Genomic DNA, 20608 nt, shown 5'->3' with positions numbered 1-20608 from the left:
TCCGGCGGCGGCGGCCGGCTCAATAATCGTTGAGCAGCGCGAAGCGGTCGCGGTGGAACGCGCTCGATCCCCACAATTGCTCCAAGGTGCGCGCGCGCTTCAGATAGAAGCCGATATCATATTCGTCGGTCATGCCGATGCCGCCGTGCAGTTGCACCGCTTCCTTGCTCATATGATGGATCGCGTCGCTCGCTACCGCCTTGGCCTGACTGGCCGCCATCGCGATGTCGCCGCGATTGTCGTCGAGAGCGGCCAGCCCGTTCTCGACCGCCGAGCGCATCAGCTCGATCTCGCCGAACAGATCGGCCATGCGGTGCTGCAGCGCCTGAAAGCTGGAGAGCACCTGGTTGAACTGCACGCGCTGCTTGAGATAGGCGAGCGTCACGTCGAACGCTTGGCTCGCCATGCCGAGCATTTCCGCCGCCGCGCCGATCCGCGCGCGGTCGAGAATCTGATCGAGCAGATCGCCGCCGCCGGCCGCCAGCTTGTCCGCCACCGCACCGTCGAACGTGACTTCGGCCCAGCCGCGCTGATCGACCATCGAGCGGCCCGACCGCGTCACGCCGTCCGCCGACCCGTCGACGAGATAGACCCCGTCCGCCGCCGCAACGATGAACAGCCCCGCGCTCATGCCTTCGGGCACGAACATTTTTGTACCCGACAGCTTGCCGCCCGACACGCTGGTCTCGTTCTTGCCGGGATTGTGGCGCGGGCCTTCGTCGATGGCGAGCGTGCCGATCACTTCGCCGCCGGTGATCTTCGGCAGCCACGCGCCCTTCTGCGCGTCCGATCCGCCGAGGATCAGCGCGCTGGCCGCGCCGAGCGCCGAGGCGAGCAGCGGGCTGGCGGTCAGGCTGCGCCCGGTTTCCTCCAGCACCAGCCCCAAGCTCATATAGCCGAAATCGGAGCCGCCATGCGCTTCAGGGATGATCACCCCGCTCCAGCCCATTTCGGCCATCTGGGCATAGACGTCCGCGTCGTAACCGCTGTCGGCATCGGCATCGCGCAGCTTGCGGAACGCGCCGACGGGGTTTTCCTTTTTCGTCCATTCGCGCGCCATATCGCGCAGCATGGTCTGTTCTTCGCTCAGGATTGCCATGTGAATTCTCCGCATCGTCATTCCGGCGAAAGCCGGAATCCAGGGCGGAACGGCACTGCCGCTGGGCCCTGGATCCCGGATCAAGTCCGGGATGACGCTGTTCTATTTATTGATGGTCCAGCATCCCCAATATGCGCTTGGCGATGATGTTGTTCTGCACCTCGGTCGAGCCGCCGTAGATCGTGGTCGCCTTGCCGAACAGCCAGCCGCGGGTCGAACGCAGTTCATCGTCGGTAAAGCCCTCGCCCTCCCAGCCGAGGCCCTTCATACCCATGATCTCGATCATCATTTCGGCGCGCTGCTGGCCCAGCTTGGTGCCGACCTTTTTCAGGATCGAGCTGACCTCGGACACGCCGCCGGTCGCCCTGGCCTCGGCCTGCACGCGCATCGCTGTCCCTAGGAAGCTGCGCCACTGCATCTCGAAATCGCTGATCCTGGTGCGCAGTTCGGCGTCGTCCAACTCGCCATTGTCGTTCACGCCGACATAGGTCTTGGCCATCGCGTGGAGCGGCATGGCGGGCATGCGGATCGCGCTGCCGCCGCCCGACAGATTGGTGCGCTCATGCTGCAGCAGGCGCTTGCCGATGGTCCAGCCCTGCCCTTCCTCGCCGACCAGATTTTCCTTGGGCACCTTTACGTTGGTGAAAAAGGTCTCGCAGAACGGGCTCATGCCGCTGATCATGCGGATCGGTTTCACGTCGACGCCGTCCGCGGTCATGTCGATCAGCATGAAGGAAATCCCTTCATGCTTGTGGCTCTTGTCGGTGCGCACGAGGGCGAAGCATTTGTCCGCCCATTGCCCGCCGCTGGTCCAGGTCTTCTGGCCGTTCACGACATAATGATCGCCCCCAACGGGATCAGAAACCGCTTCGCCGAATGTCTGGATATTGGCGAGATCGGACCCGGCATTGGGTTCGGAATAGCCCTGGCACCAGCGGATTTCGCCGCGCGTGATCGGCGGGATATGCTCCTGCTTCTGCGCTTCCGATCCATATTCCAGCAGCGTCGGGCCGAACATCATCACGCCCATGCCGCCGATCGGGTTGTAGGCGCCCGCGCGGTTCATTTCCTGCCCGAGGATTTTCGCCTGTTCGCGGGTGAGCCCGCCGCCGCCATATTCGCGCGGCCAGGTCGGCGTGCCCCAGCCGGTTGCACCCATCGACTTCCGCCAGGCGGTTTCATCGGCGCTCTCGTCGCTCGGCTGTTCGACCGAGGACAGGCTGTTATCATGGCCTTTCAGCGCAGCGGGGAAATTCGCGTCCAGCCATTCGCGCACCTGCGCGCGGAATGCCTCGGTATCGGTTTCGGGGGTTATTGCCGGCGCGCTGGCCATTATGCTCTCCTGAAGCTTTTCGTGGAATCGGTATGCCCGAAAAGCGGCAGCGATGCCAAATGAATCTGGGCGATATCAAATGTCCTGTCGCCATTCATTCTCCCCTCCCTTTCGAGGGAGGGGCCGGGGGTGGGTGGAGACGAACGGGGGCTCGATGCCCCCGGTCGGCTCTGCGAGCCGAGCGCGCCCGCAAGCGAGCGCGCACCCACCCCTAACCCCTCCCGCTTGCGGGAGGGGGATTTCATCACCCCCGCACGCGCATCATTCCCTCCTGCGTCACGCTGGCCACCAGCCGTCCGTCGCGCGCGAAGATCATGCCGCGGTTGAAGCCCCGGGCATGGCCGGTCCACGGGCTGTCCATGGCGAACAGCAGCCAGTCGTCGATGCGGAAATCCTCGTGGAACCAGAGCGCGTGATCGATGCTGGTCATGGAAAGCTTCTCGGTCGCCCAGTGAATGCCGTGCGGCAGCATGCTGGTGCCCAGCAGCAGCATGTCGCTGGCGAAAGCGAACATCGTGCGGTGGAGCGAGGGCGGCCCGTCGACCGGGGCCACCGCGCGCAGCCAGGCATGCTGATAGGGCGGCCGCTTGTTGCCGCCGCCCGCGAAGCGCGGTTCGACGGTACGAAACTCGATCGGGCGGGGCCGCGCGCGCATCCGCTCCAGAAACTCCGCGGGCACATTGTCCTGCCCCTCCAGCCGCTCGACCTCGCCCGGCAACTCTTCCGGCATCGGCACATCGGGCATGGCGAACTGATGCGTCAGCCCGTCGGCGGGTCGCTGAAAGCTGGCCGAAAAATTCAGGATCGGCTGGCCATGCTGGATCGCGATGACGCGGCGGTTGGAGAAGCTGCGCCCGTCGAAATCGCGCTCGACGCGGTAGATGATCGGCTGGCCCGGCTCGCCGCCGCGCAAGAAATACGCATGCAGCGAGTGGACGATCCGCTCGTCTTCCACGGTTTCGCAAGCAGCGGCGAGCGCCTGGGCAATAACCTGCCCACCGAACACCCGATCTCGTTCGTCATCGCGGTTGCGACCGCGATAGAGATCGGCGTCGAGTCGCTCCACGGTGAGAAGTTTGCGGAGCCCGGCGACGAGTCTTTCCGGCGAATAGTGGTTAACGTTTTGCAAAGACTCGTCGGCGGGCATCAAGGGTTCCTTCGAAATGGGTCGTTCGACCTCATCCCCGGCACGGTTGAACGCGTCAAGCGCGACAGCCGGGGAATCGCCCATTAGCTGACACTTCGACCGCTGGAGGGCGGCCTGAGGTTGGTTGAGAAGACTCCGGTTTTCTGTTATAAATCAAAGGCATGATTAATATGCAGCTGTCGAAAACATCGATCCGCGCGCGGCTTTGCAGCGCCCCCAAAGCCTTTAGCGGCCGCAAATTCCTCAGCTACGGCATCGCCGCGATGGTTCCGGCCATGGGTCTGATCGGCGCAGCGCGCGCCGACGCGCCAGCGCCGGCCAGCGGCTTCGTTCCGATCGAGGTGAGCGCCGACATCGATGCCGAAATGACCAGCCCGGCGGCCGTCGATATCGATACCGTAATCGATGCGCCATCGGGCGGCGATGCAGCCGGCATCGTGAAAGGCGCCGAACAGCTGCTCGAGGATCTCGGCACCGGCGGCGCCAGCTATTACGGCCCCAATCTGGCCGGCAACCGCACCGCCAGCGGCGAGCGCTTCGATCCGACCCAACTCACCGCCGCGCACCGCACGCTACCCATGGGCAGCCTGGTCAAGGTGACGCATGAAGGCAAATCGGTGATCGTGCGGATCAACGATCGCGGGCCCTTCCACGGCAACCGCGTGATCGACCTGTCGACCGCCGCGGCCAAGCGGATCGGCCTCTTCCGCGCGGGCACCGGCCAGGTGGAACTGCAGCTCGTCCACGGCTGAGCGGCCGCACTCGACCCATAATGAAGTCGTCATCCCGGACTTGATCCGGGAACCAAGGTGGTTGCAGCACAAACATGGTTCGGCTGGGCCCTGGATTTCGGGTCAGGCCCGGAATGACGTCGTTCTATAAATGCAAGGGCAGCCGGCGCAGCATCTCACCCCAGCGCCCGCCCGGCCACCGCATCCAGCTTGGCGAGCAGCGCCGGATCGCGGTGCGCGGGATCGGTGATCAGCGCATGATCCAGCACCGTGTCGAGCGGGCTGGGCTCGCGCACCTCCGGCAGCGCTTTGACGAACGCCTCCACCGCCTTTCGCGCCACCGCGCCATTCGCCGCCATTTGCGCGATCACCTCGCTCACCTCCACGAACGCGGTCTCCTCGCGCCAGCAGTCGTAATCGGTGACCATGCCGATCAGCGCATAGGGCAGCTCGGCTTCGCGTGCCAATTTGGCCTCGGGCATAGCGGTCATGCCGATGACGTCCGCGCCCCATTGGCGGTACAGCATGCTTTCCGCGCGGGTGGAGAATTGCGGGCCTTCCATCGCCAGATAGGTGCCGCCCTTGGCCACATTTCCGCCCGCCTTGTCCACCGCCTCGGCGGCGAACGCGCTCAGCCGCTCGCACACCGGCTCGGCCATCGAGACATGCGCGACCATGCCGCTGGTGAAGAAGCTGGAGGGGCGTCCTTTGGTGCGGTCGATGAACTGGTCGATCACCACGAACCGGCCCGGCGCCAGTTCCTCGCGCAAGCTACCGATCGAGGAGATGGAAAGAATGTCGGTGCAGCCCGAACGCTTCAGCGCATCGATATTGGCGCGCGCGTTCAGGTCCGACGGGGCGATCCGGTGCCCGCGGCCATGGCGCGGCAGGAAGCGCAGATGCACGTCGCCGATGCGGCCGAACAGGATGTCGTCCGAGGGCTGCCCCCAGGGCGATTCGACGCGGCGCCATGCCTGATCCTCCAGCCCGTCGATCGCGTAGAGCCCTGAGCCCCCAATGATCCCGATGGTCCACTGATCCGCCATTTCTATAACCTCACCCGTCGCTCCCCGCGCCGGCGGGAGCCTATCCCGACTCTCGTTAGCGCGCGGAGGCCAGACGGGATAGGCCCCTGCCTTCGCAGGGGCGACGGGTTGCTGTTGGCTATGGGCAGCACTTGACGTTTGCGTAAACTCCCTCTCCAATCGCCCCAAACAAACCGGAGAGCCGCCATGCCGATCGATACCGCCACCCGCACCGCCTACACGCAAGACATGGACGCGTTCCGCGACACGGTACGCAGCTTCATGCGCGATCGCGTCGCGCCGAACGCGGAGCAGTGGGATGAGGCCAAGATCGTGCCCAAGTCGATCTGGAAGGAAGCCGGGGAGCTTGGCATGCTGTGCCCCACCGTGCCGGAGGAATATGGCGGGCTGGGCCTCGATTTCCGCTACAACGCCGTGGTCGACGAGGAAGCGGCCTACGGCGCGGGCACCACGCTCGGCTTCTCGCTGCAGTCGGACATCGTGGCGGATTACATTGTCAATTACGGCTCCGAAGAGCAGAAGCAGTTATGGCTGCCGAAGATGGTGTCGGGCGAGGTGGTCACCGCCATCGCCATGACCGAGCCGGGCGTCGGCAGCGATCTGCAATCGATCCAGACCAGCGCCAAAAGGGACGGCAATCATTATGTAATCAACGGCTCCAAGACCTATATCACCAACGGCCAGAACGCGGACCTCACGCTGGTCTGCGCCGTCACCGATCCGGACGCGGAAAAGAAGTGGCAGGGCGTCTCGATCATTCTGGTCGAGGCCGACCGCGAGGGTTATTCGCGTGGCCGCAATCTCGACAAGATCGGGCAGGACGCGGCGGATACGTCCGAACTGTTTTTCAGCGACGTGCGCGTGCCGATCACCAATTGCCTGGGCCAGGAAGGCAAGGGCTTCATCTATCTGATGAGCCAGCTCGGCCAGGAACGCCTGTCGATCGCGGTCAGCGCGCAGGCCAGCGCGCAAAAGGCGTTCGACGATACGGTGGCGTTCGTGAAGGAGCGCAAGGCCTTCGGCAAACCGGTGTTCGATTTCCAGAACACCCGCTTCGTGCTGGCCGACCTTAAGGCCAAGCTGCAGGTCGGCTGGGCGCATCTCGACCATTGCCTGACGCTCCACGCCAAACGCACGCTGACGCCCGAGGAAGGCGCGGCGGCCAAGCTGTGGCACACCGAATTCCAGTGGGAAATGATCGACAAATGCCTGCAGCTGCACGGCGGCGCGGGCTATATGAACGAATATCCCATCGCCCGCATGTGGCGCGGCGCGCGCGTCACCCGCATCTTCGGCGGCACCACCGAGATCATGAAGGAACTGATCGGGCGCTCGCTCTAAACCCTCTCCCCTTGGGAGAGGGATGCGAAGACTTGGAAACTTGTTTCCTAGTCGCAGCTGGGTGAGGGTGGCTGCGCAGCACCAAGAATAGAAAAAGAAGCCGTCATCCCGGGCTTGACCCGGGATCCAGGGCGCAATGGAACCGCCATCCGGCCCTGGATTCCGGATCAAGTCCGGAATGACGTTTGGCGGGATAGGAAGGCTCAAGGACCAAGATGACCACCAAACCACCCCGCGACATCGCCGCCTATCCCTTCCGCACGCACACCGAGACCCGCTTCCAGGACCTCGATCCGCTGGGCCACCTCAACAACGTCGCGATCGCGGCGCTGTTCGAAAACGGCCGCGTGCGGTTCAACCAGTCGCTCGGCCTCACCCACGCGCCCGGCACGCGCTGGCTGATCGCGCGGGTGGAGATCGATTATGTCGCGGAAGGCTTCTTTCCCGAGGCGGTGGAGATCGCCAGCGGCATCGGGCGCGTGGGCAATTCGAGCTGGCAGATCGTCAGCGCCGCGTTTCAGGAAAAAGGCTGCGTGGCGACCAGCGTGACGACGCTTGTGCTGACCAACAAGGACGGATCGCTGCCGATGGACGATGCCATGCGCGCCGTGCTGGCGGCGAATATGGTCGAGGGTTCGGCCGAGGGCTGACCTCCCCTGCATCGTCATTCCGGCGAAAGCCGGAATCCAGGGCGATTGCAGCACGAACGTCAGTCCCGCGGGGTCCTGGATCCCGGGTCAGGCCCGGGATGACGAGCGAGTGGAGGACAGGTAATTATTCGCTTCCCAACATCCAATCGCTTGCAATGTTGGAATTTTTCTGGGCCTCTGGAGCGCTCGGCCCTGCTTTTTCTCATCGGTCGATCGCGCCTGCCGATGTAGGAAATAATCGATCGCCATTCTGCAACCACGCCCCCCGGCCACTTCGTAGCCTTTGCGCAACTTTCTGTCGCGGCAGCGCATCGAACGCCGGTTTCAGGGCAACGTGTAATCGAAGACATAGCGATGATCGCTGCCGGACTGGTCGATGGTCATCGTACCGGCAATCCCTGCCAGATCGCCCGTGCCCGAATCGGGGATGACCTGAATGGCGAGCGACGGCTGGCCGCGATCCATCATACCGCTGTGCTGGAGCGCGAAGCTGCCCTTGCGGCCGCCAAGCGACCCTTCGAACCGTTCGATCGCGACATAGCCCGCCGAGCCCTCGACATCGGTCCTGACCGCCAGCATCTGGCCACGGCTCGTGCCGGTCAGATCGCCTTCGAACGTCTTGTCGAGGGTCATGCGAGCGACCGGCATGTCCGGATCGGACGCGGGTTCCAGGGCAACGTCGAATCGTCCGGAAGCTGTCATTGCTTGTTTTCCTTCGTGCATGTCCGGCTCCAGCGCCGGGGTTTCGTTTGCTTGCGTCGCCGCGCTCGGCAATATCATAGCGGCGGACGTCAGAACCAGAATGGGCAGCAGCGCCATCGCTCAATCCGTCCAGTTCGCGCTGCGCTTCTCCATCTGGCTGCGCACCGCCTCGATCTGGTTGGGCCGGCGGATGACGCGCAGCTGCGCCTCGCTTTCGGCCTGCAGCACCGCCGCCTCGTCCATGTCCACGGCGGCGTTGAACAGGCCCTTGGCCTCGCGCATCGCCTCCGGATTGCGGTCGGCGATGATCCTGGCAAGCTCCATCGCCCGTTCGAGCGGCGCGTCGCGCACTTCGGTGGCGAAACCCCAGTCCACCGCCTCGCGGCCGTTGAACTCGGCATTGGTGTAGGTCAGGCGCCGCAGCACGTCCTCGCGCACGTTGCGCCGCCACAGCGCGTATCCGCCCATGTCCGGCACCAGTCCCCATTTCATCTCCATGATCGCCAGCCGCGTCTCCGGCGAGACGATGCGGACGTCGGCGCCGCCGGCGATCTGCAGCCCGCCGCCGAAGCAGATGCCGTGCACCGCCGCGATCACCGGCATCGGCAGCTCGCGCCAGATCATCGCCACCTTTTGCACGATGTTGGAGGTGCCGTGCGTGCGGCCCCTGATCTCCATGCCCGATCCGCCGCTGGCCATGCTCGCCATGTCCAGCCCCGCGCAGAACGCCCGGCCCTCGCCCGACAACACCACCGCGCGCACCCCCGTTTCGCCCATCAGCCGCTCGCCCGCCGCGACGATGCCCTCGAACATCGCGGTATCCAGCGCGTTCATCTTCTCGGGCCGGTTCAACCGGACATCGGCGATATGGTTCTCGATGCTGATCGATACGCGGTCGTTCATGATGACTCTCCTCAATCCCTCGTTATCGTCATTCCAGCGAAAGCTGGAATCTCCAGCGCTCCGGTTCCGCGCCACATCCACGGGGCCTGAGATCCCAGCTTTCGCTGGGATGACGGCGACCTTGTTACTGGCCCTGCCCGCCCGGACCATTTACTCCATTGGCCAATAGGAACTTCTTCACTCCGCGCGCCGCCTGCCGGATGCGCTGTTCATTCTCGACCAGCGCGAGCCGCACGAAACCCTCGCCCTCCGAACCGAAGCCCGCTCCCGGCGCGACTGCGACCTTGGCCTCGGACAAAAGCCGCTTGGCGAACTCGACCGAGCCGAGATGCGCCAAGGCGGGCGGGATCGGGGCCCAGGCGAACATGCTGGCTTGCGGAGACGGCACATCCCAACCGGCTCGCGTGAAGCTGTCGACCATCACGTCGCGCCTCGCCTTGTAAAGCGCGCGGTTGGCCGCGACGGCATCCTGCGGCCCGTTGAGCGCGGCGACGGCGGCGGCCTGGATCGGGGTGAACGCGCCATAATCGAGATAGCTCTTCACCCGCGCCAGCGCATCGATCAGCACCGGATTGCCGACCGCGAAGCCCATGCGCCATCCGGCCATCGAATAGGTCTTCGACATGCTGGTGAACTCCACCGCGACATCCTTGCCGCCCGGCACCTGCAGGATCGAGGGGGTGGGCTCGTCGCCGAAATAGATCTCGGCATAGGCGAGGTCGGAGATGACCCAGAGCTTGTGCTCCCGGGCGAAGGCCACGACCTCCCGGTAGAAGGCCAGATCGGCAACATAGGCGGTCGGGTTGGACGGATAGCCGATCACCAGCACCGACGGCTTGGGCACCGAATAGGCCATGGCATATTCGAGCCGCAGGAAGAAATCCGGGCCCGGCGCGGCGGGGATCGAGCGGATCGCGGCGCCGGTGATGATGAAGCCAAAGGTGTGGATCGGGTAGCTCGGATTGGGCGCGAGCACGACGTCGCCCGGCGCGGTGATCGCCTGCGCCAGATTGGCCAGCCCTTCTTTCGAGCCGAGTGTCACGACGACCTCGGTATCCGGATCGAGCTCGACGCCGAAGCGACGCTGATAATAGGCCGCCTGCGCCTTCCTCAGGCCCTTGATGCCCTTGGACGCGCTATAGCCGTGCGCACCGGGATCGCGCGCGACCTCGCACAGTTTTGCGATGATATGCGGGGCGGGCGCGCCGTCGGGATTGCCCATGCCCAGATCGATGATGTCCTCGCCCTCGGCCCTTGCGCGTGCCTTCATCGCGTTGACCTCGGCGAAGACATAGGGCGGCAGGCGGCGGATGCGGTAGAATTGATCGTTCATGACATGGGCCGCCTTATCGGGCGGAACCGCGCGCGTCATGCACAACTTCATGCTATAGGCGGCTGAATAACGGCCATGAACTATAGGATTTCGCTTGACCGGTTCTCCGGCGAAGGCCGGAGTCCAGCATCGAACCGTGACTGATGGACCCCGGCCTTCGCCGGGGAACAGCGCCGGGTTTTCATATTACCCCGATCTAGGAGAAAGCAGAATGGCAGATGCGCAGAAGGGGCCAGGACCCGCCCAGTCGCCCGAACAGGCAGCCGCCGACCTCGCCGAGGGCACGCAGAACCTGCTCGAGCAGATGCAGCAATGGGGCTTCGTCAGCTTGCGCGCGCAGCAGCTGCTCGCCGAGTTCGCCGCCGAGCAGATCGCCGACGGCTCGCTCGCCGCGCGATCTGAGGCGATGATGCGCCGCTGGATGGAAGGCGCCGACGCGCCCGCCGGCTACCGCCTGGGCGTGCAGGACCCGATGGCCGCAATGCGCCAGCAGGCCGATATCATGGTTTCCGGCTTCGATTATTGGGGCAAGATGATGACCGCCGGGCTGGAAGGCTGGACCAAGCCGGCCGAGGCCAGGGACAAACGGTTCCACCATGAAGGCTGGGAGAACCATCCGATTTTCGCGGCGATCGCGCAGGCCTATCAATTCACCGCCGAGCGCATGCTGGCCTGGGCCGACGATATCGACGGGCTCGACCCGGAGGCAAAGGCCAAGCTGCGCTTCAACCTGTCGAACGCGCTGGACGCGGTATCGCCGACCAATTTCGCGCTGACCAACCCGCAGGTGCTCGAGCGGGCCTATGAAACGCGCGGGGAGAGCCTGCTCAAGGGGCTCGAGCATATGCTGGCCGATCTGCGCAAGGGCCAGCTCACCCACACCGATCCCGATGCGTTCGAGCTCGGCGTCAACATCGCCATGACGCCCGGCAAGGTGGTTCGCGAAACCCTGCTCTACCAGCTGATCCAATATACGCCGAGCACGGACAAGGTGCTGAAGACCCCGCTGATCGTGTTCCCGCCGTGGATCAACCGCTTCTACATCCTCGATCTCAACGAGAAGAAGAGCTTCGTCAGATGGGCGGTGGAACAGGGCGTCACTTTGTTCATGGTCAGCTGGAAATCGGCCGACGCGTCGATGGCCGATGTTATTTGGGACGATTATATCGCCGCGCAGATCGACGCGATCGATACGGTGCGCGAGGCGCTGGACGTGAAGGACGTGCACACCATCGGTTACTGCGTGGCCGGCACCACGCTCGCCGCCACGCTGGCGCTGCTGGCGGAACGCGGCGAGGAAGACAAGGTCGCCAGCGCCACCTTCTTTACCGCGCAGGTGGATTTCGAGGAAGCGGGCGACCTGCTGCTGTTCACCGGCGACGAGCATATGGAGCTGGTGCAGCAGCTCAGCGAGCCGGGCTATCTCGACGGGCGCTATATGGCCGCGACCTTCAACATGCTGCGTGGGCGCGACCTGATCTGGAACTATGTCGTCACCAATTATCTGCTGGGCGAGGATTATCCGGCGTTCGACCTGCTTCACTGGAACGGCGACACCACCAACCTGCCCAGCAAATGGCACCGCTCCTATCTGGGCGATCTCTACCGCGGCAACAAGCTGGCCAAGCCCGGCGCGATCCGCATCGACGGCACGCCGATCGATCTGAACAAAATCGAGACGCCGGTCTATATTCAGGCGGGTAAGGAAGACCATATCGCGCCGGTCGCCAGCGTGTGGAAGCTGATGGACCATCTGTCCGGCGAAAAGCGCTTCATCCTCGCCGGGTCGGGCCATATCGCGGGTGTGGTCAACCCGCCGTCATCGGGCAAATATCAATATTGGACCAATGAGGATGCGGACGTGGATACGCTCGCCCAGTTCATCGATGGCGCCAGCGAGACCAAGGGCAGCTGGTGGCCCGACTGGATCGAATGGCTGAAGGCGCGTGCGCCGGAGGAAGTCGACGCCAAGGGCGGCCGCAAGCCGGGCAAGGGCAAGCTCAAGGCGATCGAGGATGCGCCCGGAAGCTATGTGAAAAGCCGTTAGCCCGGCCGTCATGCAACTGCAGCAAAAAAATCGTTAAGGTGGCGACGAAACGCCCGTTTCCTGCGGTGTTTCAACTTTGTTGCACTGCACAATATCTCTTGACAATCATCTCCCGACCCCTTATTGTGCAACGCAGCATAGAAGGAACGGATGGACGATGACTGCTCGCAAGACAGCACCGAAATCAAAGGCTCCCGCATCAGGGAACAAGAAGGCTGCCCCGGCCGAGCGGACGGCGAAACCGTCTGCCAAGGTCGAGGCAAGCCCGAAGACAGCGGCCAAGGCGGACGACGCCAAGGTCGAAGCGAAGGCGGAGGCTCCCAAGGCCGCTGCCAAGCCCGCCGAGACCCCCAAGGTCGCGGCGAAGACCGAAGAACCCAAGGCCGCTGACGTGGCCAAGGACATCATCAAACAGACCGCTCCGGCAGAGGCCCCGCAAAAGGCCGTCACCCGGAGCATCGAAAAAGGAAATACAATCATGGCCAACACCACCGCAAAAATGACCGACCAGACCAGCAAGATCATGGGCGACATGTCCGAGCGCGCCAAGGCCGCTTCGGAGAAGACCACGCAGATGATGACGCAGGCCGGCGAATTCAGCCGCGGCAACGTCGAAGCGTTCGTCGAAGCCGGCAAGATCGGCGCCGAGGGCGTGCAGGAAATGGGCCGCGAGAATATGGAGTTCGCCAAGAAGAGCTTCGAGACCGCGTCGAGCTCCATGAAGGACTTCACCTCGGTGAAATCGCCGACCGAGTTGTTCCAGCTGCAGGGCGAATATGCCCGCAAGAATTTCGACGTGATGGTCGAGCAGGCTTCGAAGAACACCGAGAAGATGGTGAAGCTTTTCGGTGACATGTTCCAGCCGCTGTCGAGCCGCATGGCCGAAGCCGGCGAGAAGATGAAGATCGACGCCTGAAGCCACGGGCTTCAACATGAATGAAATTTGGGCCGCTCCCGGCAATGGGGGCGGCCTTTTTCATGCCGCTTGAAGACGGAAAGTCGGGCAGCCGATCACAGCGGGGCTTGCCCCATCGCCCCGCCATGCCATATTTTGAAACGATATGAATCACCCCAGCACCTCAACGCTCCGCCCGCTTTCGATTCGCATGGCCAAGGATGACGAGCAGGATCCCGGCGGTCCCTCGGTCGGCATCGCCACCCGCACGCGGCCCAAGACCAAGCAGCCGAGCCAGTACAAGGTGCTGATGCTGAACGACGATTACACGCCGATGGAATTCGTGGTGCATTGCCTCAAGCGCTTCTTCACCATGGACACCGACGAGGCGACCCGGGTCATGCTTCACGTCCACCAGCGCGGCGTGGGCGTGTGCGGCATCTTCAGCTATGAGGTGGCCGAGACCAAGGTAAACCAGGTCATGGATTTCGCCCGGCAGAACCAGCACCCGCTGCAATGCACGCTGGAGAAGGCTTGAGGGGTTGGTAAATCCGGCTCGACAGATTTCGCGGCCAGCCGGTTGATTTGAGCCTACTCCAACCCTAAAAAATCGCGGCATTCCGGGCTTGACCCGGAATCCAGGGCGAGATGGCACCGCCGCTGGGCCCTGGATCCCGGATCAAGTCCGGGATGACGGCGGGTTGGCAGTATCTCCCGAACATCATGGCATCGCATTGCCCCGCCTTGCCTCGCCCCGCGCAATCGCTATCACTGTTCGATGGACAGAATTCTCATTCGCGGCGGCAATCGTTTATCGGGCCGCATTCCGATCTCCGGCGCCAAGAACAGCGCGCTCACACTCATCCCCTGCGCGCTGCTGACCGACGAGCCGCTGACGCTGCGCAACCTGCCGCGGCTCGCGGACATCGACAGCTTTCAGCATCTCATGAACCAGTTCGGTGTTTCCACCGCCATCGCCGGATCGCGCCCGGAGGATTTCGGCCGCGTGATGACGCTGCAGGCGACGCGGATCACCTCCACGGTCGCGCCCTATGACATCGTGCGCAAGATGCGCGCCTCGATCCTGGTGCTTGGGCCCCTGCTGGCGCGCGCGGGCGAGGCGACGGTATCGCTGCCGGGCGGCTGCGCGATCGGCAACCGGCCGATCGATCTGCATCTCAAAGTGCTCGAGGCGATGGGCGCCGAGATCGAGATCGCGGCCGGCTATGTCCGCGCCAGCGCGCCCGACGGCGGCCTTCCGGGCGGCACTTACAGCTTTCCCGTGGTATCGGTCGGCGCGACCGAGAATGCGTTGATGGCGGCATCGCTCGCCAGCGGCACCACGCTGCTGCGCAACGCCGCGCGCGAACCGGAGATCGTCGATCTGTGCAAGCTGCTGGCGGCAATGGGCGCGGATATCGAGGGCATCGGCACGTCCGACATCACCATCCACGGCGTGCCGCGGATGCACGGCGCGACCTATGAGGTGATGCCGGACCGGATCGAGGCCGGCAGCTATGCCTGCGCCGCCGCGATCACCGGCGGCGAGGTCGACCTGATCGGCGCGCGCGCGGACGAGATGGATGCCACGCTGATCGCGCTCACCGAAATGGGCCTGCATGTCGAACCGCACAAGAAGGGCGTGAAGATTGCCGCCAACGGCACCCTCAAACCCGTCCGGCTCACCACCGCGCCCTATCCGGGGCTGGCCACCGACATGCAGGCGCAGCTCATGGCGCTCTTGTGCAAGGCGGACGGCAACAGCGTGCTGACCGAGACGATTTTCGAGAACCGCTATATGCACGTGCCCGAGCTCAACCGCATGGGCGCGCATATCGACGTCGACGGGCACACCGCGGTGGTGCGCGGCGTGGAGCAACTGACCGGCGCGCCGGTGATGGCGACCGATCTGCGCGCCTCGATGAGCCTGGTCATCGCCGGGCTGGCCGCCGAGGGTCAGACCGAGCTCAACCGCGTCTACCATCTCGACCGCGGCTATGAACGGCTCGAGGAAAAGCTCGAGGCGGTCGGCGCGGATATCGAGCGCGTCGGTGGGGATTGACAGGTAAAATCCTCCCCGGAACGGGGAGGTGGCGCGCTGCCGAAAGGCGGCGTGACGGGGGGGGCCGCCGCGCCCTCCACCATCCTGCGGATGGTCCCCCTCCCCGTGCCGGGGAGGATCTTTAGAAGGTGTACCTCACGCTCGCTCTCAACTGTCTCGGCTCCACCGGATGGAAATGGCGGTCGGCGACCGGCGCGGCTTCGCCCCGCAATTGCGATTCGTAGAAATAGGTGATGTCCGAATCCTCGGCATCGAACAGATTGAACAGCTCCGCGCCGATGCGCAGCCGGCCGAAATCGTAATAGCCGCCGATATTCACCAGCGTGGTCGGATCGCTGCGCACGCTGTTGTCCTCGATCAGCGGGGCCGAACCGAAGTGGCGCAGCTTGGCGGTGAGATCGATCGCACGCGTCGGGCTCAGCGTCACGCCCGCCGAAATGACCTCGGGCACCGCACCGGGAATATAGTCGTCCGCGCCGACATCGGCGAACCGCGCGTCGGTATAGGCGTAATCGGCATCGATCGTGATCCAGTCGGTCGGCCGCCAGAACAAAGTCGCCTCCACGCCGTAGCGCCGCGAGGCGTCATTGGGTTCGGTGTTGCCGGCATCGCCGACGAACACCAGTTCGCTGGCGAGCTTCAGATAATAGCCGACCAGCGAGGCGGTCAACGCGCCGCGTTCCAACCGCGCGCCGAGTTCGGCGCCGTCAGCCGGCGAGATCGCGCGCACCGGGTCCGCCGGATCGCCGCTGGCCGGATCGATCCGGATGGTGGCGCCGCGCACGTCGTTCGAATGGAAGCTTCGGCCGTAATTGGCGTAGAGTTCAAGCCCGTCGGTCGGCTGCCAGGCCAATGCGACCTTCGGCCCGAACAGATCGTCATGACCGGTGCCGGAATTGGCCGCCAGATCGGATTCGACATCATAACCGATCCGATCGTAACGCAGACCGCCGATCGCGCGCAGGCCCGGCGCCAGCATGACCTCGGCCTGGCCGTAAAGACCGAAACCGAATTCATCGACCTGATCCTGCCGGATGGTATTGGTCTGCACGCCCGCGACGCTGTCATACAGGCCCACGCGGTCGACCGCGTCATAGCGCAGGTCGCCGCCCAACGTCAGGTCGACGAATCCCAGATCGAACTTGTGGCTAGCCGCGCCGCCGTAAATGGTCCGGCGATCGCGCTGGATGAACTCGTCGCCATTCACCGGATCGTCGAGGAAATAGGTGAAGTTGGAGGTCAGCCGGAAGTCGTAATAGGTGACGAACGCGTTCAGTTTGGTATTGCCGAGCGCGGCATTGGCGACGCCGCCGATCCGCGTGGTGTCGCCGCCCAGGTTCGGGTCGATGTTGCCGAAGCGGTCGATCAGCCCGCTCTCCACCGCCCGCTCGGGAATCTGGTCGGTGGATTGCCAGCGGCTGTCATAGCCGTTGATCTGCACCGAAAAATGATCGTCGCGCCCGCCCTGACTGTATTTCACGAGGCCTGCGATCCGGTGCAGCTTTTCCGGCAGGACCCAGGGCCCGTCATAGCCCTGGACCTCGGCGGCGGCGAGGAGGTCACCGCCGCCGAGCTGCGTACTGCCCGCCGCAACGGCGCGCAGGTATCCGAATGCTCCGGCTTCACCCTGAACGAAGGGCGCGATCGTGTCGCGGGTGACGAAGGAGACCGTGCCGGCCGCCGAAAAGTCGCCGACATCGGCGAAATAAGGGCCTTTCCGATAGTCGATCCGCTCCAGCGTTTCGGGGATGAGGAAGTTGAAGTCGAGATAGCCCTGGCCGTGCCCGTGGCTGCGCATGTTGATCGGCGCGCCGTCGACGAAGCCGGCGAAATCGGTGCCGTGATCGAGGTTGAAGCCGCGCAGGAAATACTGGTTGGCCTTGCCCGATCCCGAATGCTGGGTGGCGATGACGCCGGGTACGTTCTCGACCAGCTCGCCGGTGCGGCTGATCGGCACATTGTCGAAATCCGCGTAACCGACGGTGCCCTGCGATCCCGACGTCGCGACGCCGATCTGCTCGATCGCGCGGCCATAGACGACGATCGGCTCGTTGCTCGCACTTGGCGCGTTCTCATCTTCCTGCGAGACACCGCCCTGGAGCCGGACGTTCCCGCTCGATCCGTCCTGCTGCGCCTCCTGCGCGAGCAGCGGAGGGGAGAAGGTCGATGCGCTCGCCAGCATCAGCACTGCCGCACCTGGCCGGAACTTTGCAGACATTTCACACTCCCCCCAAAGACATGGACGATCCGCGTCCACCGAATGTAAGAATAATACGTATATTCTGCATACGTACCCGCGTTCGAAAGAGTTGCAACGGATTTGACGCTTTTTTTGCAGGATGGCATGACGGTGCCCGAGAGGGCGTCCACCATGCAGCGCATCACCATTTCGATCGACGACGTGCTGGCCGCGGAGCTGGACCGAATGGCGCGCGCGCGCGGTTATGAAAGCCGGTCCGAGGCGATGCGCGACATCGCGCGGGCCACGGTCGAGCGCTGGCGGCAGGACGACAGCGCGGCCGAGTTCTGCGTCGCCACCTTGTCCTATGTCTACGACCGCAGGGTCCGCGCGCTGCCCGAGCGGTTATCGGGCATGGAGCATGCGCATCACGATCTGGTGGCATCTTCGGCCACGGTCCGGCTCGATCATTATGACAGCCTGGTGTCGGTGATGCTGAAGGGTAGATCGGCCGAGGTGCAGAAGCTCGCCGACCGGATAACCGCGCAGCGCGGCGTGCGGCTGGCCAAGCTCAATCTGATCGCGGTCGAGCCGGGCGATGCGCATGATTCCGAGGGTTCGCATCACCATCACGGGCACGAACATCTGTCGCCGGTGAGCAGTTGAGGCACGCCCCCTCCATTATGCCGATGAGCGAAGTCGGTCGGTCAGCCACAATCTTATCGCTCCAGCCAAACCGGACGGCGTGTCCGATTCCAGCCGCTCGGCGTCGATCCGCGCGACGATGGCGTTCAATGGTTCGTCCAGTTCGTCGGCAGCGCGCCTGAGCAAATCCCAGAACAGCGGCTCCAGGCTGATCGAAGTCTGGTGTCCGGCGATGGTGACCGAGCGCTTGACCGGCGGATGGTACAGCGAACGGTCCATCAGTGCATTTCGCGGGAAAGGCGAGAGTATGGAGTCACCGGGTTAGGGATAAAGATCGGCGATGGATTCCCGCTTTCGCGGGAATGACGAGAATAAATGGACTCGTTTATCAACAACATTCGTCGTTCCCGCGAACGCGGGAATCCATCGCCTGACGTTTCCTACATGCACCGCCAATGATGGCAGCCGATCGAAACCGAACTCCAGTGCCAGGTCGCGCCAATTCGGGTTGACGGCCTCGATCATTTCTATCGTCCATGACCGGTTCCACTTCTTGATCCGCTTCTCCCTGACGGGTGGCTCCGGCGATGGATTCCCGCTTTCGCGGGAATGACGAGAGAGGGACTGCGCCTTCAATACATGTGCTGGCCGCCGTTGATCGACATCGTCGATCCGGTGACGAACCCGGCATCGTCGGAGCACAGGAAGCACACGCCGCGCGCGATTTCCTCGGCTTGGCCCAGCCGGCCGACCGGGATCTTGGCGACGATCTTCTCGAGCACCGGTTCGGGCACCGCGGCGACCATGTCGGTGTCGATATAGCCCGGCGCGATCGCGTTGACGGTGACGCCCGAGCGAGCGCCCTCCTGCGCCAGCGCCTTGGTGAAGCCGTGGATGCCGGACTTGGCGGCGGCGTAGTTGACCTGGCCATATTGCCCGGCCTGCCCGTTGATCGAACCGATGTTGACGATGCGGCCCCATCCGCGCTCGCGCATGCCCGGGTACACCGCCTTGGCCATGTTGAAGCAGCCGCCCAGATTGACGCGCATCACTTCGTTCCAGTCGTCGAAGCTCATCTTGTGCATGGTGCCGTCGCGGGTGATGCCGGCGTTGTTGACCAGCACGTCGATCGGGCCGATCGTTTCGGCGATCTCGGCGCAACCGTCGATGCAGGCCTGGTGGTCGCCCACATCCCATTTGCGGGTTTCGATGCCGGCGCGCTCGGTAAAATCCTTGGCCGCAGCGTCATTGCCGGCATAGACGGCGACGACGGTCATGCCCTTGTCTTTGAGCGCGCAGCTGATCGCCTCTCCGATGCCGCGACTTCCTCCGGTAACCACTGCCGTGCGTGCCATAAGCTTCAAACCTTCCTCATCCTGTTACGGGCCGATGGATTCGGCCTCTCCCGTAGGTTTAAAGCTTAGAAGGCCCGAGAGTTGCGGACAAGCGCGGGCTTTCTAATCGATCCAGCCCGCCAGCTCGCGCTTCAGCAGCGTTTCCAGCATGGCCATGCCGGGCGCGCCGTCGTTGAGGCAGGGCAGATAGGCGAAGCGCTGGCCGCCCGCACCCAGGAACTGCTCCTTGCCGCGGATGGCCAGCTCTTCCAGCGTTTCGAGGCAATCGGAGGCAAAGCCGGGCGCGGCGATGGCGATGCGCTCGATACCTTCGCCCGGCATTGCTTCGAGCACCGCGTCGGTGGCCGGTTCGAGCCATTTGGCGCGGCCGAAGCGCGACTGGAAAGCGACGCGCACATCGCGGCCCATCGCCTCGCCCAGCAGCCGCGCGGTCTTGCGGCACTGGCAATGATAGGGATCGCCCAGCTCCAACGTGCGCTGCGGCATGCCGTGGAAGCTGAGCAGCAGCGCGTCCGGCGTGAAATCCAGCGCATCCAGCGAGGCGGTGATCGAATGCTTCAATGCGTCGATATAGGCCGGATCGTCGTGATAGGGCGGCAGGGTGCGCAGGGCGGGTTGCCAGCGCATGGCGGCCAGCGTGCGGTACGCCTCGTCCATCACCGTCGCCGTCGTGGCGCCGCAATATTGCGGGTAGAGCGGCGCGATCAGGATCCGCTCGCACCCATCCGCCTGCATCGCGCGCAGCATGTCGCCGATCGCGGGTTTGCCATAACGCATCGCCCAGCGAACATCGACGCCGTCACCGAACTGCCCGGCAAGCCGTTCGGCCTGCCGCCGGGTGTAATAAGCGAGCGGACTGCCCCCGGCCATCCACACCTGGCTATAGGCTTCGGCGGATTTCTTGGGACGGGTCTGCAGGATGATGCCGCGCAGGATCGGCTGCCACAGCAAGGGCGGGATCTCGACCACGCGGCGATCGGACAGGAACTCGCGCAGATAGCGCTTCACCGCCTTTGGCTCGGCCGCCTCGGGCGTGCCGAGATTGACCAGCAGCACGCCGATGCGCGGCGCCGGGATCACGGGATGGGTTTCAGGCTTCACGCCGCCCGCGTTCGCACATCGGGAAGCGCCGCGAAAGCC

General features: G+C 64.2%; 20 protein-coding genes. 8 read left to right on the top strand and 12 right to left on the bottom strand.

Annotated elements, in window-relative coordinates; all coding sequences use genetic code 11:
- Positions 1-19 precede the first annotated feature (19 nt).
- From ACOQPC_RS01915 to ACOQPC_RS01905, 3 genes are all read right to left on the bottom strand, one after another.
- Positions 20-1099: an acyl-CoA dehydrogenase family protein gene (locus ACOQPC_RS01915; protein ID WP_420606985.1), complete on the bottom strand. Its 1080-nt coding sequence runs from the start codon at positions 1097-1099 to the stop codon at positions 20-22.
- A 106-nt stretch (positions 1100-1205) separates the two neighbouring features.
- The gene (locus ACOQPC_RS01910) at positions 1206-2432 is read right to left on the bottom strand and encodes an acyl-CoA dehydrogenase family protein (RefSeq protein WP_420606984.1); all 1227 of its coding nucleotides are present in this window, start codon (positions 2430-2432) and stop codon (positions 1206-1208) included.
- Positions 2433-2676: 244 nt separating this feature from the next.
- On the bottom strand, positions 2677-3579 hold the full coding sequence (locus tag ACOQPC_RS01905) for an acyl-CoA thioesterase (protein WP_420606983.1): 903 nt from the start codon (positions 3577-3579) through the stop codon (positions 2677-2679).
- A gap of 170 nt (positions 3580-3749) precedes the next feature.
- On the opposite strand from ACOQPC_RS01905, the gene ACOQPC_RS01900 reads away from it, so the two are divergent.
- Positions 3750-4331, top strand: coding sequence for a septal ring lytic transglycosylase RlpA family protein (locus ACOQPC_RS01900; protein WP_420606982.1), 582 nt, complete (start codon positions 3750-3752; stop codon positions 4329-4331).
- Between the two features lie 155 nt (positions 4332-4486).
- On the opposite strand, the gene ACOQPC_RS01895 is transcribed toward ACOQPC_RS01900, so the two are convergent.
- Complete coding sequence (locus ACOQPC_RS01895; RefSeq protein ID WP_420606981.1) at positions 4487-5356, bottom strand: S-methyl-5'-thioadenosine phosphorylase; 870 nt, start codon at positions 5354-5356, stop codon at positions 4487-4489.
- A 186-nt stretch (positions 5357-5542) separates the two neighbouring features.
- Here ACOQPC_RS01895 and ACOQPC_RS01890 point away from each other — a divergent pair, with 186 nt between their 5' ends.
- On the top strand, positions 5543-6697 hold the full coding sequence (locus ACOQPC_RS01890; RefSeq protein ID WP_420606980.1) for an acyl-CoA dehydrogenase family protein: 1155 nt from the start codon (positions 5543-5545) through the stop codon (positions 6695-6697).
- 215 nt (positions 6698-6912) lie between these two features.
- Positions 6913-7347, top strand: coding sequence for an acyl-CoA thioesterase (locus ACOQPC_RS01885; RefSeq protein WP_420606979.1), 435 nt, complete (start codon positions 6913-6915; stop codon positions 7345-7347).
- A gap of 324 nt (positions 7348-7671) precedes the next feature.
- Here ACOQPC_RS01885 and ACOQPC_RS01880 read toward each other — a convergent pair whose 3' ends face one another.
- The 3 genes from ACOQPC_RS01880 to ACOQPC_RS01870 all read right to left on the bottom strand — a co-directional run bounded on the left by ACOQPC_RS01880 (position 7672) and on the right by ACOQPC_RS01870 (position 10285).
- Positions 7672-8166, bottom strand: coding sequence for a DUF3224 domain-containing protein (locus ACOQPC_RS01880; RefSeq protein WP_420606978.1), 495 nt, complete (start codon positions 8164-8166; stop codon positions 7672-7674).
- 3 nt (positions 8167-8169) lie between these two features.
- Positions 8170-8952 carry a crotonase/enoyl-CoA hydratase family protein gene (locus ACOQPC_RS01875; protein ID WP_420606977.1) on the bottom strand — a complete coding sequence of 261 codons (783 nt, stop codon included), beginning with the start codon at positions 8950-8952 and terminating at the stop codon, positions 8170-8172.
- A 124-nt stretch (positions 8953-9076) separates the two neighbouring features.
- Positions 9077-10285 (bottom strand): LL-diaminopimelate aminotransferase, encoded by a 1209-nt coding sequence (locus tag ACOQPC_RS01870; protein WP_420608190.1) that lies wholly within the window; start codon positions 10283-10285, stop codon positions 9077-9079.
- A gap of 211 nt (positions 10286-10496) precedes the next feature.
- Here ACOQPC_RS01870 and ACOQPC_RS01865 point away from each other — a divergent pair, with 211 nt between their 5' ends.
- The 4 genes from ACOQPC_RS01865 (at position 10497) to murA (ending at position 15289) form a co-directional block, all read left to right on the top strand.
- Positions 10497-12332 carry a PHA/PHB synthase family protein gene (locus ACOQPC_RS01865; RefSeq protein ID WP_420606976.1) on the top strand — a complete coding sequence of 612 codons (1836 nt, stop codon included), beginning with the start codon at positions 10497-10499 and terminating at the stop codon, positions 12330-12332.
- A gap of 157 nt (positions 12333-12489) precedes the next feature.
- Positions 12490-13248, top strand: coding sequence for a phasin family protein (locus ACOQPC_RS01860; protein ID WP_420606975.1), 759 nt, complete (start codon positions 12490-12492; stop codon positions 13246-13248).
- 190 nt (positions 13249-13438) lie between these two features.
- On the top strand, positions 13439-13765 hold the full coding sequence (clpS, locus tag ACOQPC_RS01855; RefSeq protein WP_420606974.1) for an ATP-dependent Clp protease adapter ClpS: 327 nt from the start codon (positions 13439-13441) through the stop codon (positions 13763-13765).
- Positions 13766-14005: 240 nt separating this feature from the next.
- Positions 14006-15289, top strand: coding sequence for a UDP-N-acetylglucosamine 1-carboxyvinyltransferase (gene murA / locus ACOQPC_RS01850; RefSeq protein ID WP_420606973.1), 1284 nt, complete (start codon positions 14006-14008; stop codon positions 15287-15289).
- Between the two features lie 121 nt (positions 15290-15410).
- Here the strand turns inward: murA and ACOQPC_RS01845 are convergent, their stop codons facing one another.
- On the bottom strand, positions 15411-17507 hold the full coding sequence (locus tag ACOQPC_RS01845) for a TonB-dependent receptor (protein ID WP_420606972.1): 2097 nt from the start codon (positions 17505-17507) through the stop codon (positions 15411-15413).
- Between the two features lie 102 nt (positions 17508-17609).
- Here ACOQPC_RS01845 and nikR point away from each other — a divergent pair, with 102 nt between their 5' ends.
- A complete protein-coding gene (gene nikR, locus ACOQPC_RS01840; RefSeq protein WP_420606971.1) occupies positions 17610-18134 on the top strand; it encodes a nickel-responsive transcriptional regulator NikR in 525 nt (174 codons plus the stop codon).
- Positions 18135-18149: 15 nt separating this feature from the next.
- On the opposite strand, the gene ACOQPC_RS01835 is transcribed toward nikR, so the two are convergent.
- From ACOQPC_RS01835 to hemH, 4 genes are all read right to left on the bottom strand, one after another.
- Positions 18150-18392: a ribbon-helix-helix domain-containing protein gene (locus ACOQPC_RS01835; protein ID WP_420606970.1), complete on the bottom strand. Its 243-nt coding sequence runs from the start codon at positions 18390-18392 to the stop codon at positions 18150-18152.
- Positions 18393-18434: 42 nt separating this feature from the next.
- Positions 18435-18638: a hypothetical protein gene (locus tag ACOQPC_RS01830; RefSeq protein WP_420606969.1), complete on the bottom strand. Its 204-nt coding sequence runs from the start codon at positions 18636-18638 to the stop codon at positions 18435-18437.
- A gap of 107 nt (positions 18639-18745) precedes the next feature.
- Positions 18746-19468 (bottom strand): acetoacetyl-CoA reductase, encoded by a 723-nt coding sequence (gene phbB, locus ACOQPC_RS01825; RefSeq protein WP_420606968.1) that lies wholly within the window; start codon positions 19466-19468, stop codon positions 18746-18748.
- 102 nt (positions 19469-19570) lie between these two features.
- Complete coding sequence (gene hemH, locus ACOQPC_RS01820; protein ID WP_420606967.1) at positions 19571-20569, bottom strand: ferrochelatase; 999 nt, start codon at positions 20567-20569, stop codon at positions 19571-19573.
- Positions 20570-20608 lie beyond the last annotated feature (39 nt).

The sequence above is a fragment of the Novosphingopyxis sp. genome (assembly GCF_965218915.1).
Classification (GTDB): Bacteria; Pseudomonadota; Alphaproteobacteria; order Sphingomonadales; family Sphingomonadaceae; genus Novosphingopyxis.
Note: the sequence above shows the minus strand (reverse complement) of the source record. Positions and strands in the feature narration are given on the sequence as shown.